10 protein-coding genes are annotated in these 13,678 nt (G+C 63.6%); 4 read left to right on the forward strand and 6 right to left on the reverse strand.

Features of this window, described 5'->3' with window-relative positions:
• Window positions 1-179 precede the first annotated feature (179 nt).
• Genes H2510_RS12045 through trmB form a run of 3 tightly spaced genes read right to left on the reverse strand, consistent with a single transcriptional unit; the run spans window position 180 to window position 4,909 of the window.
• Complete coding sequence (locus H2510_RS12045) at window positions 180-3,449, reverse strand: MMPL family transporter (protein ID WP_186628561.1); 3,270 nt, start codon at window positions 3,447-3,449, stop codon at window positions 180-182.
• On the reverse strand, window positions 3,450-4,154 hold the full coding sequence (locus H2510_RS12050) for an NYN domain-containing protein (protein WP_186628562.1): 705 nt from the start codon (window positions 4,152-4,154) through the stop codon (window positions 3,450-3,452).
• The gene (gene trmB, locus H2510_RS12055; protein WP_186628563.1) at window positions 4,151-4,909 is read right to left on the reverse strand and encodes a tRNA (guanosine(46)-N7)-methyltransferase TrmB; all 759 of its coding nucleotides are present in this window, start codon (window positions 4,907-4,909) and stop codon (window positions 4,151-4,153) included. The genes H2510_RS12050 and trmB overlap by 4 nt, the downstream gene beginning before the upstream one ends.
• Before the next feature lie 186 nt (window positions 4,910-5,095).
• Here trmB and H2510_RS12060 point away from each other — a divergent pair, with 186 nt between their 5' ends.
• The 4 genes from H2510_RS12060 to H2510_RS12075 all read left to right on the forward strand — a co-directional run bounded on the left by H2510_RS12060 (window position 5,096) and on the right by H2510_RS12075 (window position 10,167).
• A complete protein-coding gene (locus H2510_RS12060) occupies window positions 5,096-6,157 on the forward strand; it encodes a hypothetical protein (RefSeq protein ID WP_186628564.1) in 1,062 nt (353 codons plus the stop codon).
• Window positions 6,154-7,686: a hypothetical protein gene (locus H2510_RS12065; RefSeq protein ID WP_186628565.1), complete on the forward strand. Its 1,533-nt coding sequence runs from the start codon at window positions 6,154-6,156 to the stop codon at window positions 7,684-7,686. Before H2510_RS12060 ends, H2510_RS12065 begins: the two co-directional genes overlap by 4 nt.
• Window positions 7,687-7,730: 44 nt before the next feature.
• Window positions 7,731-8,024 (forward strand): DUF6802 family protein, encoded by a 294-nt coding sequence (locus H2510_RS12070; protein WP_186628566.1) that lies wholly within the window; start codon window positions 7,731-7,733, stop codon window positions 8,022-8,024.
• Between the two features lie 310 nt (window positions 8,025-8,334).
• The gene (locus H2510_RS12075) at window positions 8,335-10,167 is read left to right on the forward strand and encodes a phosphoenolpyruvate carboxykinase (GTP) (protein ID WP_186628567.1); all 1,833 of its coding nucleotides are present in this window, start codon (window positions 8,335-8,337) and stop codon (window positions 10,165-10,167) included.
• Window positions 10,168-10,343: 176 nt separating this feature from the next.
• On the opposite strand, the gene H2510_RS12080 is transcribed toward H2510_RS12075, so the two are convergent.
• The 3 genes from H2510_RS12080 to H2510_RS12090 all read right to left on the reverse strand — a co-directional run bounded on the left by H2510_RS12080 (window position 10,344) and on the right by H2510_RS12090 (window position 13,582).
• Window positions 10,344-11,801, reverse strand: a complete 1,458-nt coding sequence (locus H2510_RS12080; protein ID WP_186628568.1) for an aldehyde dehydrogenase — start codon at window positions 11,799-11,801, stop codon at window positions 10,344-10,346.
• A gap of 64 nt (window positions 11,802-11,865) precedes the next feature.
• Window positions 11,866-12,753, reverse strand: a complete 888-nt coding sequence (locus H2510_RS12085; RefSeq protein ID WP_186628569.1) for an ROK family protein — start codon at window positions 12,751-12,753, stop codon at window positions 11,866-11,868.
• A 16-nt stretch (window positions 12,754-12,769) separates the two neighbouring features.
• Window positions 12,770-13,582 carry a class I SAM-dependent methyltransferase gene (locus tag H2510_RS12090; protein ID WP_186628570.1) on the reverse strand — a complete coding sequence of 271 codons (813 nt, stop codon included), beginning with the start codon at window positions 13,580-13,582 and terminating at the stop codon, window positions 12,770-12,772.
• Window positions 13,583-13,678 lie beyond the last annotated feature (96 nt).

Consider the following 13,678-nt stretch of genomic DNA (forward strand, 5'->3'; position numbering starts at 1 on the left):
CGACGTACGACACAACACATCGCCCCAGGACTCGATCTGTGGTCGTGATCTTGCTTCCGAGGGGACAACGGTCGGAAAGAATTCAGCGTTCCCGGATTTCATACTGTGAGATTGCACAGCGGTGTCTTACCGTCCCGGCAGCGAGGGCGTTCCAGGGGTGCGATTCGATTGCGCTAGGACTACTTCCGACGCTCTCGTGCGAGGAGTTCGCTGACGCTCAACGCCTGCTGACCGCCCCGGTGGCGTCCGCTGTCGATATCGGCTTCCGTGGGATCAGGATTGACGGGATCGTTGATTCGGCGTCGGCCTTGCGACGGCGTGTCCGCGCCGACCGTCGAGTCCGTGCGCTCGGGGCTGGCGGGCGTCGGCGGATCACTAGGGGTCTCGTTGCGTCGGCCAGGAGCATTTCGAGTCGTGATGTCGTAGCGCGTACGCGGCTCGCTCGGACGGGCAGCAGCGCCGCTACCACCGGAACCGTTGGTGTGAGAGCCGTCGTCAGTGCCGTTGGTGTGGGTGCCGTTGGTGTGAGTGCCGTTGGTGGGTGAACCGTTGCGCGGAGATCCGTTGGTCTTGCGATCTGCGCCGGAACCGCTGTCTTGGGGGTAGTCGCGGTTCCCGCCGGTTCCGGTGCGCGAGCTGTCGGACTCACGGCCGGTCGAACTACTGCTGTAGGAGCCGTTACGGACACCGTTGGACACCGAGCGCTCGGCAGGCGCCGCTGTGGCCTCCTTCGGCGCTTCGGGAGACTCGGTCGGCGCACGTAGATCCGCAAGCCAGCTCTCGATCGAGCGGGAGTCCGGTGCGGCGGCCCGTACGGGCTCCGGGGTGCGAGGTGGCTGTTGCCGAACCACCGGCTGTTCCGGTACTGCTGGCTTCTCTGGAACCACTGGCCGCTCTGGAACCACTGGCTTCTCTGGAACCACTGGCTGGCGTCGAACTGCTGGCTGCTCCGGAACCATCGGCTGTTTCCGAACTACCGGCTGCTGCCGAACTACTGGCTGCTGCCGAACTGCCGGCTTCTGGGGCTCCGGCTGCACGACGGGGGGAGCAGCCCGAACGATCTCGGCTGCCTGAGTGTCTTCGGATGGTGCGGTAGCTGGCTTGCCCGTCGCCGAACGCCGTTCTGCTTCTTTTGCTGCATAGGTTGATCGAACGGGGCCTGCGCTCGCAGGCGCGATCATCGGGATCGGTTCGGTCAGAGGTTCTGCGGCTCGTGGCGCCGGCCTCATCGGCGGCTTCACGGTGGTGACCGGGCGACCGCCGACGAGTGCGAGTTCGGGGACGTCGTCCGGCATCAGCTCGTCCTCGAGGATCGTCTCACCGAGTCCGAGCCGCTGCTGAATTCGCTTCATCCACTGCGGTGCCCACCAGCAGTCGTCGCCGAGCAGTTTCATGGTGGCAGGGACGAGGAACATGCGGATGAGCGTCGCGTCGATGATGAGCGCGGCAATCATTCCGTAGGCGATGTACTTCATCATCACCAGGTCGGAGAACGCGAATGCGCCTGTCACGACGATGAGGATCAGGGCGGCCGCGGTGATGATTCGGCCGGTGTGCGAGGTTCCGATGCGGATTGCCTCGCTGGTGCTGGCTCCCTTTTCGCGTGCTTCGACCATGCGTGAGAGGAGGAAGACTTCGTAGTCGGTGGATAGTCCGAAGACGATGGAAATGATCAACACCAACACTGGTGCCATGATCGGCCCGGGCGTGAAGTTCATGAAGCTCGCGCCGTTGCCGTCGATGAAGATCCACGTCAGGATGCCCATAGTCGCGCCCAACCCGAGCGTCGTCATGAGGACAGCCTTGATCGGCAGCACCAGCGATCCGAAGGTCAAGAACATCAACAGCGTCACTATGAAGATGACCAGAAGTGCCATCAGCGGCAGGTTGTCGATGAGGGCGGCGATACTGTCCTGCTCGATTGCAGGAGTTCCCGTCACCATCACCGTGGCCCCGGCGGGCACGTCGATACTTCGCAGATAGTCGATGGCGGGTTTGGAGTCGTTTCGGTCGATGAGGCCGGCCTTGAAGACGATTACGCCGTCTTTGCTCGCGCCGTCGGGAGCGAACTTCTCGATCAGCCCGGGGGCCTCGTTGGCCTGCTTGGTGATCTGTGCGAGGGATGAGCCTTGAGCGTTGGAGATGATCAGCTTGAGCGGTTCGGTACGCAACCCTGGGAACAGTACGTCGAACTCGCCCTGTGCTTCGCGAGTGATGTTGTCGGGCGGCAGGTAGGTCTCGTTGATTCCACCGAACTTGATGTTGCCGACGGGCAGTGTCAGCAGCACCAGGCCGAGCACGATCGGGATCGTCACCTTGAGCGGGTTCTGCATGACCCAGCGGGTCAGCTTGCCCCACATGCCGTTCTCGATTTCCTCGGACGACTTGGTCTTGCGCATGAACTTCAAACCCAGCGCGTCGACGCGTGGGCCGAGGATCGCGAGCATTGCAGGCAAAATCGTGATCGCTGTCAGTGCGGCGAGCGCGACGGTGGCGATCGAGCCGTAGGCAACGGATTTGAGGAAGCCCTGCGGAAAGAGCAGTAGGCCGCCCAACGACGCGACGATCATCGTCGCCGAGAAGACCACGGTGCGACCTGCGGTCATGACGGTGCGTCGAACAGCTTGGGTGGTCGAATAGCCGTCGCCGAGCTCTTCTCGGAATCTGGACACGATGAAGAGCCCGTAGTCGATCGCCAAGCCCAACCCGACGAGAGAGACCACCGGTGCGACGAAGCTGTTGACCTCGGTGAAGTTGGTGAAGACCTTGACGATTCCGTTGGCTCCGACGACCGTGAGCCCACCGACGATCAAGGGCAGCGCCGCGGCTACGACGCCACCGAAGATGAAGAAGAGTAGGACCGCGACGGCGGGAATGGCGAGCAGTTCCATCCGGTGGATATCGCCGGCCATGGTCGACTGCAAGGCTCCGGCGACTGCCTGCAGGCCGGTGACCTGCACGTCGACGCCGTCGACGTAGAAGACGTCCTTGATCTTCTGAAAATTGTTGGTCAGCTCGGTGTCGTTGTCACCGACGATCGCGATACTGGCGATGGCGTGGGTTCTGTCCGGGGTGGCCAGTGCCGGGGCGCTGACGGCGTTGTCGACCTTGAAGTAGGTGCCGTTGATCTTGGAGATTTGGTCGGGATGTTCGCCGACGAGGGAGTTGAGGCTGTCGGTGACCTTCGCGTTGAAGTCCGGGTCGTCGACGGTCTTACCCTCGGGCGCGGTGTAGAGAACGATCACATCGCTGGACTGATCACGCCCGAAGGTCTCGTCGGCGAGGCGAGCGGCCTGGGCCGACTCCGAACCCGGGTCGTCCCAGCCGCTCTGGCTCAGATGGTCGTTGAGATCCAACCCGTACGCTGCGAAGCCCAGAAGCCCGGCCACCATGACTCCGATGACCGTGAACCGCAAGCGGTAGACGAGATCTCCCCATCTGGCGAACACTTAAGAAACTCCTTGACGCCCGACGAGAAGGGCGGACAGTGGTCGGAACGGCTGCAGCCATGCGCCTTCGTCCGGCAGCGAGTCGAGACTCACGCGAGGCAGAGACTCACGGAAGACTCCGGGAATGTCCTCGAGGTCGAGGAACTCCAGAGTCTCCGATGTGACCGCCCAGCTTGCGTGCTCACGGAACCCGAGCACTTGAACGGGCACACCAGTTGCGGCGATGCTCTCCAGTGGCTCACGAAAGGCCTGGCCATCCGCCGAAGCGACCATGACTCCGGCAAGCCCGCCACCGCGATTGCGAAACTCGATGTGGTCGAGCATGTCGTCGTCGACATCACTGTCTTCGTCCACCTTGGGCTTGGCGAACACCGCGAAACCCACGTTACGCAACGCTTCGACCCAGGGTCGAACGACGTCGGCGCTGCCTGGGGCGATATTGGTGAAGACGGTTGCCTCGGCTTCGAGGATCCCCGAACCGTTCGTCGACAGTTCGGCGGTGCGCTGCAACAGCCATCGGCCCAGCGCATCGAACCGTGGGCGGTACGCCGCAGTCGGCCTACCGCCAAGAATTGCGCCGAGCCCCATGTCGAGGTTTGGGGCATCCCACACCAGAAGCACTCGTTTGTTGTGATGAGAATCACTTGTGTCGAGGGCGGGTATGGGAGCGAAAGCTGTATTCGAGACTTCTTCGCTGACGCTCATGGTGTGATCTTCCCCCATATCAACTCCGTCACCGAGCTGCCCACAAGTTGGGCTTTGCCCTCGAACTTGGTGACGGGTCGCTCGTGTGTCATCGGAGACTCCCAATCGAGAACGGTCAGCAACGGTTCTGCGTTCCCGGCCTCGGCGATCCATTCTGCATACTCGGCGTGATCGGTCGCGACGTGCAGAACTCCGCCCGGCTTCAACCGATCGGCGATCATCGCGAAGGTGGGGGCCTGCAGCAGTCGTCGTTTGTGGTGGCGGACCTTGGGCCAGGGATCCGGAAAGAACACCCGGACGCCCGTCAACGATTCCGAGGTCAGCATGTTCTCCAACACGTCCATCGCGTCGCCACGAAGTAGACGAATGTTGTCGATCTCCTCGCGCTCGATCTGCTGCAGCGTCTGAGCGAGGCCGGGACGGTAGACCTCGACCGCCATCAAGTTCACGTGCGGCTCGGCCTTAGCCATCGCGGTCGTGGCGGTACCGGTTCCGGATCCGATCTCGAGGATCGCCGGCCCTGGACGGCCGAACCACTCATCGATGTCGATGACATCGTCGGCGACATCGCGGCCGATCTTCGGCCACAGCGTGTCCCAGGTGGTCTGCTGCGCGGCGGTCAAAGCGCCGCGCCGGGAGCGAAAGCTCGTAACCCTCGGGTACAGCCGGGACCCTCGATTCTGGCCCTGATTGTCCCCTGGTCCGAGGTTCGGCGTGGTGCTTCGTGCGTCGTTCACTGGACCATTGTCGCCCATCGGAAGAGTGTGTGACAGATGGGTCTGGAGTTGAACTTGAGACTTTGCGTGTAGATGCAGGCCAGCGGGTGTCTGCCGTGAAAAGTTTCCGGCGGGTCTGTGTCAGAATCGGTCGGCACGATGGGTTAGGGCCCTGTCGTGAGCGCAAAACCCGGTTACGTGCAGCAATCTCGGTGGGGGGACGTCATGAGCGGAGTGAACCAGGGCCGAATGCGCTCACTTGCGTCGAGTGTGGCCGAGCGCGATCCAGGCTCGGGCGTCGAGATCGGTCTCGCCCTCGACCGCTGCTTTGCCCGGATTCGCATTCAAGTGTCCGGCCGGGTGGGGGTGGGCAAGTCCTCGGTGCGTGCGGTGCTGACTGCATCCGCTGTTTCCGGGTTGGCCGATGCCGGTTGGGAAGAGGTCGAGATCACCGAGACCGCTGCGATGGACGTGCCGAGCGCACCAGACCCCGATCTCGACGGGGACGTAGTGGTCTATGTGCTCACGAGTGGCGCCCAGAAGGCGGATGTCGACGCTGTGGCGTCGGCGTCGCACGTGGTGCCGGTACTGGCCAAGGCCGACACCGTCGACGATCTTGTGGGGGCGCTGGACCGCCTGACGTCCGCGGTCGGTGTCGAAGTGCTTCCGCTGATGGGAACGATCGCCCGGACGGTGTCGGAGGGAAAGCCGAAGTCCTTCGAGATGCTTCGCCGTGCGGCTCCGCACATTTCCTCGGACATGATGCTGACGCGGGAGAGGTTTCTGCGCGCCGATCTTCTCCCAGCGTCGACGTCGCGGGAAGTGCCGACTGAGGCCGAGCGTGACGCACTCGTCGAACACATCGAAATTCTCGGTGTGCGCACAGTCGTAGAGGCCCTGCGCTCCGATCCGACGATGGATGACGTGCAGATTCGTCTCCTGCTGCTCGGCGTCAGTGGCGCGGCGCGGTTCACCGACACAGTTCGGCGGAGCGTCGAGCGGGTGCGCGTCGAAAGGCAAGCCCGCCTACTGCACCGGTTGACCGAACTTGCTGCCGAGCATCCGACGAGCGCCGAGGAACTCGAGACCTTCCTGACCTCCGACGAGGCAGTCCTGGCGATCATGCGGTCGGCGTTGGATGCGCTCGGCGAGACGGTGGAGCCAGGGGACAAGGTCGAATCGGCCGCACTGTGGCTTGCCCGCTCACAGTCCACCGAAGATCCGAACTACAGCCGCTCAGCACGAGCGATCTCGCGCGGGTATCTGCGAATGCGAGCCTGCTCGTGATCGACGTACCCGCAGACATGGACAGCGTCGTTCGCCGGTGGTATCCGATCGGGACGGACGACATCGCGAACGCACGACGCGCCGTTCCCCGCGGCGTCTATCTCTCTGGCGTCGGCGGATCGGGCGTCTCTGCCGTCGAGAAAGAGTTGGCAGTCGCAGCAGACGGGGTACTCGAGTGGGCTCATGACGTCACCACGGCAGCGGTGGTGGTGTACGTACTCGATGCGTCCGCACCGCTCGGCCGCGACGCCCTGGCCGAGCTGGCGCCCGCGTTGGAGTCGACGACCGTCGCTGTGGTGATCAACAAGATCGATGCCCACCGAGATTGGCGTGAGGTTCGGCGATCGGTGTCGGCAGTGATCAGTGACTGCGTTCCTCGTGCTGTCGACGTGTCGCTGTGGCCCATTTCCGCCAAGCTCGCCGAGTGCAGCCGCACCTCGGCAGATCGCGACGCGCGCGACTCGCTCGCGGACGAGTCGGGCATCGATGCGCTCGGGGCGTTCGTCTGCTCAGCGATGGTGCAGGCCGAGCACACGGTGCGCGAGCGGAAGTACAACGCAGCAGTACGTGCGGCCGCCGCGGGTGCGCGTCGCGAGATCGTGAACAAGGCGCGGGCGGTGACGAGCGCGTCGACGACAGCAGGGCTGCGCGCAGAGCGGGCTCGTCTCGCCGACTCACGTGATCGCGGGCGGACCGACCGCGCTGCAACGTTGCGCAGCAGGCTCCAGTTGACCCGCGCGGAAACGATGCACGAGATCAACGAGGCGGTACGCCAATTTACCTCTGATGCAAGAGAATCCGTCGATACGGCGAGCAGAGCGGAACTTTCGCAACTACCCGCGCATCTGACTCGGCTGCTCGAACGCGCCAGAGACGGGGCGGAATCCTCGTTGGTGGCAAGGCTGCGCTCGATCGATGCCGATCTCGATTTGGGCGCGGAAGTGCCCGCTGAGGTCGAGGCTCGGACCGAGATCGAGGAACCGACCTCGCGTCGCCGAAGCATGGAAGACCGCATCATGATTTTCGTCGGTGCATCCGCCGGTGTCGGGTTGGGTCGAATTGCGGTCTCGCCGTTGTCGATGGTGCCCGCGCTGGCGATTGCCGTCATTCCCTTCTCGCTGATACTCGGCGCCCTCGCTGCGTGGTGGCTGGTGCGCGCCCGCTCGCTGGTCGCCGATCGGGTACATGTGCGTACGTGGGCGTACGAGAGGGCAGGATCGGCCAAGTCGTTGTGGGAGCAGAGTGCGCTCGCCCGAATCCTCGCTGCCGAAACCGCGTTCGCGCAGGCGGAAGGTGAAACTTCGCGTGCGATGGCGATCTCGGCCGAGACCGAACTCGGAAGAGTCGAGGCCGCGCTGAGAGGTGCCGCGCAACATCGGGCGGCGGTTCTGGCAGCGTGCGACAGGGACCTTGCATCGCTGGATCGTGGAATCGAGAAGTTCGACGTGTCCGACCCGGCGAACACTTATCCGAAATCTTCCGAGCCGAGGGTGGAACCGACGCGTTCCGCGGCGCGTCTGAACAGGTAGGGGCGCGGCAGCGTTGTTCATGCGAATTATCGAGGTGGGGGGCAATGGACTTTACCGACGCGTTCTTCGTAGACGCGAGCACCGCGGCCGACCACGACGAACCGTCGGAGGCGCTCTCGACACAGATGTTCGACGTCGACGGCGATGGATTCGACGAGACTCGGGTGACCCACACCGATGCAGGCGTGACGATTGCACGCGACGCCGACGCGGACGGCGTGATCGAAACGTTCACAAGTTTCGGACGTGACGGTGGTTACCAATCCTGGGAGATTTTTCGTACCGCCGACGGATCTTCGCGGTGGGAGCGCACCGATTCGGGCGAGATTTTCGATTAGTTGTAGTTGATCGTTCTTCCATGTCAGTACCGATAATCGCGTCGACGCAAATTCTCTTTCCATCAGCTGAATCGTTCTTGTGACCAATCGGACAAGACCCCGGTTCCGGAACGGCGTCACTCGGCGTTAACCTGAGACCAGGACACCCGGCGCCCGTGTTCTCGATTGACGTGACCGGTAGGATGCGGTATACGCGATTGACAATCGGGCAGCGCCCCACAGAAAGGGATGATCAGGTTTGCTTTGTACCGCTGCTCAGCCCGGCAGCGACGAAGTTGTATCTGGTTCCGGCTCACCCCAGGAGAGTTAGATGACCTCAGCGACCATTCCCGGTTTGAACGGCACTGATGCCGCACTTCCCACCCAACACAAGGAACTTCTTGCATGGGTGCAGGAAGTAGCAGAACTCACCGAGCCGGAGCGGGTGGTTTTTGCTGACGGATCCGACGAAGAGTGGGAGCGTCTCACCACGCACTTGGTGGACGCAGGCACCTTCACCCGGCTCAACGACGAAAAGAAGCCGAACTCGTTCCTCGGCAATTCCGATCCGTCCGACGTTGCACGCGTCGAGTCACGGACCTACATCTGTTCCAAGGAAGAGATCGACGCAGGCCCCACCAATAATTGGATGGACCCGTCGGAGATGCGTGAGCTGATGACCGGGCTCTACCGCGGCTGCATGCGCGGACGCACCATGTACGTCGTCCCGTTCTGCATGGGCCCGCTCGCCGCCGAGGATCCTAAGTTGGGTGTGGAGATCACCGACTCGGAGTACGTCGTCGTCTCGATGCGCGTCATGACTCGGATGGGCTCGGTAGTACTGGACAAGCTCGGCAACGACGGCTTCTTCGTCAAGGCGCTGCATTCGCTCGGCGCTCCGCTCGCCGACGGCCAGGACGACGTCCCGTGGCCGTGCAACAGCACCAAATACATCACGCATTTCCCCGAGGATCGCGAGATCTGGAGCTACGGCTCCGGTTACGGCGGCAACGCTCTGCTGGGCAAGAAGTGCTACTCCCTGCGTATTGCGTCGGCAATGGCTCACGACGAGGGCTGGCTCGCCGAGCACATGCTGATCCTCAAGCTGATTTCGCCGGAGGACAAGGCCTACTACATCGCCGCGGCGTTCCCGTCCGCATGTGGCAAGACCAACCTCGCAATGATTCAGCCGACCATTCCGGGCTGGCGCGCCGAGACCATCGGTGACGACATCGCCTGGATGCGCTTCGGCAAGGACGGCCGTCTCTACGCCGTCAACCCCGAATTCGGCTTCTTCGGTGTCGCACCGGGAACCAACTGGGATTCCAACCCCAACGCGATGAAGACCATCGATCAGGGCAACTCGTTGTTCACCAACGTGGCACTGACCGACGACGGCGACGTGTGGTGGGAGGGCCTCGAAGGAGACCCGCAGCATCTGATCGACTGGAAGGGCAACGACTGGACGCCCGAGTCCGATCAGAACGCCGCACACCCCAACTCTCGCTACTGCGTGCCCATGGCTCAGTGCCCGTCGATGGCCGCCGAGTGGGACGACCCGGAGGGCGTGCCGATTTCGGCCATCCTGTTCGGTGGGCGTCGCAAGACGACGGTTCCGCTGGTCACCGAGGCTCGCAACTGGCAGCACGGCGTGTTCATGGGTGCCACCGTCGGATCCGAGCAGACAGCAGCAGCCGAGGGCACGGTCGGAACCATCCGCCGCGACCCGATGGCCATGCTGCCGTTCCTCGGCTACAACGTCGGTGACTACTTCCAGCACTGGATCGACCTCGGCAAGAACGCCGACGAGTCGAAGCTCCCGAAGGTGTTCTACGTCAACTGGTTCCGCCGCGGCGACGACAAGCGCTTCCTCTGGCCAGGATTCGGCGAGAACTCCCGCGTCCTGAAGTGGATCGTGGAGCGCATCGAGCACAAGGCCGAAGGCGTCGAGACGCCCATCGGTGTCGTCCCGACGGCAGCTGCACTCGACATCACGGGCCTCGACACCACCGTCGAAGACGTCGCCGAGGCACTCGCGGTGAACGTCGAGGAGTGGAAGGCCGAGATCCCACTGATCGAAGAGTGGTTCGAGTTCGTCGGTGAGAAGCTTCCCACCGGTATCAAGGACGAGTTCGAAGCACTGAAGCAGCGTCTGGGCGCATAGTCCGACAGTACGAAGCGGGGCTCACCCTTGTGGGTGAGCCCCGCTTCGTTCTGTGTGCGTTCAGCGGCGTTCAGCGGCGAAATTTACCCCCGCTGTTGGGATTCGAACCCCCTGCAGGTGGTTCGAATCCCAACTAGGGGAGCGAATTGTCAGACGCCGAACCCTGCCGGCGAAAATCAAGCAGTTGGCGCTACGTACCCCGGCGGCATGAGGACCGACTTGAGTTCGCAGTAGGCCTCGAGGCCTTCGGGGCCGCTTTCGCGTCCGATGCCGGAGTTCTTGTAGCCACCGAATGGGGCGCTCGGATCGAAGGCGTACCAGTTGATCGCCGACGTGCCCGTGCGGATCTGCGCGGCGATCTCGAGGCCATGCTCGATGTCGGTGGCCCAGACCGATCCGGCGAGGCCGTAGGTGGAGTCGTTGGCGATCTTGACGGCTTCGTCTTCGGAGTCGTAGGGAATGACCGCGAGGACCGGGCCGAAGATTTCTTCCTGGGCGATCGTCATCGAGTTGTCGACATCGGCGAAGATGGTCGGCTCGACGTACCAGCCTTTGTCCAACCCCTCCGGACGTCCGCCGCCGAGGACGAGACGTGCACCTTCTTCTTTGCCCTTCGCGATGTATGCCTCGACGCGGTCGCGTTGCTTCTCCGAGATGAGGGGGCCGAGCTGCGTTGCCGGGTCCGTCGGATCGCCCATCTTCATCCAGCCGGCTCCCGCGACCATGGCGTCGACGATCTCGTCGTAGCGCGAGCGCGGGGCGAGGATGCGAGTCTGTGCGACGCAGGCCTGCCCGCTGTTCATGAGGCCGGACAGCAGCAGCATCGGTATCGCCGACGCGATGTCCACGTCTTCGAGCAGGATTGCTGCGGACTTTCCGCCGAGTTCGAGTGAGCATCGTTTGAGTTGCTGCGCGGCGGTTGCGCCGATGGTGCGGCCGACGTCGGTGCTGCCGGTGAAGGTGACCTTGTCCACGAGTGGGTGTGCGGTGAGGTACTTGCCTGTCTCGGCGCCACCGGGAAGGACGGAGAGCACGCCTTCCGGTAGTCCGGCCTCGGTCAGGAGGTCGGCGAGGAGGTTGGCGGACAGTGGTGTTTCGGGAGCGGGCTTGAGCAGCACCGAGCAGCCTGCCAGCAATGCGGGCGCCAATTTGTTGACCGCGAGGAACAGCGGGACGTTCCATGCAATGACGGCGGCGACGACGCCGACGGGTTCGCGGGTGATGTTGGACTGGCCGAATGCGCCGTGCCGGGTTTCCGTCCAGGGGAAGGTCTCGGCGAGCGAAACGTAGTAGTTGAGCGCAGCCAGTGAGGGTGTCTGTTGGATCATCCCGACCATGGCGTGCGGGGCGCCCATTTCGCCCGAGATCACCTCGGTGAGCTCGGCGCTTCGTTCCTCGATCAGCTTGGCGAAGTTCGCGAGAACCTGCGCTCGTTCGGCGGGGGAGGATCGGGCCCAGGGGCCGGAGTCGAAGGCGGTGCGCGCGGCCTGTGCCGCCGCGTCGATATCGGCGGGCGCGGCTACGGGAGTACTCCCGACGCGCTCTTCGGTGGCGGGTGAGAAGACGTCGAGCGTCTCCTCGGTTGACGGTGCGGTCCAGTGCCCGCCGATGAACAGCTTGGCGAAGTCGGTCATGGAACGAGACTAGAACACGTTGCAGTAATTCGGAAGGATTCGACGATGTGCGAGCGCTGCTGGATCAGGTGGCCGAGGCCGCAAGTACCGCAGCCCCGGTCAACGTCCCTACCGCACCCAGTTTCGCCGGCACGATCCTGAGCCCGTCGAGGAACCTCAGCCGCGCATGCAGCGCCGCGGACTCTTGGATCGGATCCCACAGCGGTGGGCCTGCCTGCGCGAACCCTCCGCCGATGACCACGAGCTCGACATCGACCAGGGCAGCGGCCGACGCGATTGCCTGACCCAGCGCGACGCCCGCGCGCTGCAATGTCGTCACCGCCACGACGTTTCCGCTCGCGGCATCCTCGGCCAACTCGGCGCCGGTGGTGCCGGTCCAGCCTTGTTCTTGCGCCCATCCGACCGCGGACGGCCCGCTCGAGACGGTCTCCACACATCCGAGACCGCCGCACGAGCAGTAGGCCGTCGAACCGGGGACGACGATGTGGCCGATGTGGCCGGCATTTCCGCTGCGGCCGTGCACGATTTCACCGCCGAGCACCAGACCGCCACCGACGCCGGTGGAGACGACGACGCTGATGAGGTTGTCCACGCCCTGTGCTGCTCCGAACCGATGTTCGCCGAGCGCCGCGCACCCACCGTCACCGGCGAGACGCATCGTGGCGTCGGGAAATTTCTTGGCGATCTCCCCGGTGAGGTCGAAACCGCCCTTCCACTCGCCGATGTTGATCGGTGCGACCGTCCCTGCGACCAAGTCGACAGGGCCTGCGCATGCAATACCGATGGCGGCGATATCTTTTCCCGCTACGACTGCGTCGAGCAATTCGGAACAGGCCTGCCACACATCGACTTTCGGGGTGGAAACGACGAGAGCCTCGCCGGGTCTACCGTCGGAGTCGACGATCGCCGCAGTGATCTTGGTGCCACCGATGTCCAATGCCAACGCTGTCATATGTCCCAAACTACTGTCAGCGTGCGTCGGCGCGCATGACCACGACGAGGTTGCTGGCAAGAAATTCGCGAAGTACTGGAACACGGATCATCCACCATGCCCATTTCGGGTGGTAGCGCGGAAATGCCGCCAGCACAGTGCCCTGCGTAGTCTCGCGGGCCCACCGCAGTCCCTCCGATGCCCCGACGTCGAACAGGGATTCACCGAAACGATTCTTCGGTTCGCGGCCGTGCTTACGGAGGTATCTGCGGGCAGCGAACTCGCCGCCGAAGTAGTGCCAGGGACCAGTTTCGTGGCCGCCGAACGGTCCCCGCCACAGCGTGTACGACAGGACCATCAGCCCACCGGGTTTGGTGACACGCAACATTTCCTCGGCCATGACCCACGGATGACGCACGTGTTCGGCGACGTTCGAGGAAAAGCACACGTCCACGCTGTTTTCGCGAAACGGCAACGCCATTCCCGATCCGCGGACGCTGCCGTGCACGTTCAGACCGGCGGCGTGCATCTCCGTCGCATCCGGTTCGACGGGGATGTACCGAGCCCCGCGGGCGCGGAAGACGTCCGCGAAATAACCGGGCCCGCCGCCGACGTCCATGACCACGCGATTTTCGAGACTGTCGCCGGTCAGACCCTGGTACAGATCACCGATGAGTTCGACGGAATCGCGAGCGAGGGCGCTGTAGAAGATGTCGGGAGAGCTCTGCTCGTGTCCGAAGTCTCGAAGCAGGCTCACCGATCGGCGAAGGGTCGCGCGCTGGGCGAAGAAGTGGGTTACGGGTCGCTCGGCACGGCGAGAACTCGCGGATCGACCCTGAGGACGTGGCACGTTGGAAAAGAGTAGGGGAATACACCCTGTAGCGCCGCCGCGGGGCGGGTGAACCGTTAAGGTGTCGGAAGTTCTTATTCGATTAGGTCGTGATGG

The sequence above is a fragment of the Rhodococcus sp. BP22 genome, assembly GCF_014281965.1.
Classification (GTDB): Bacteria; Actinomycetota; Actinomycetes; order Mycobacteriales; family Mycobacteriaceae; genus Rhodococcoides.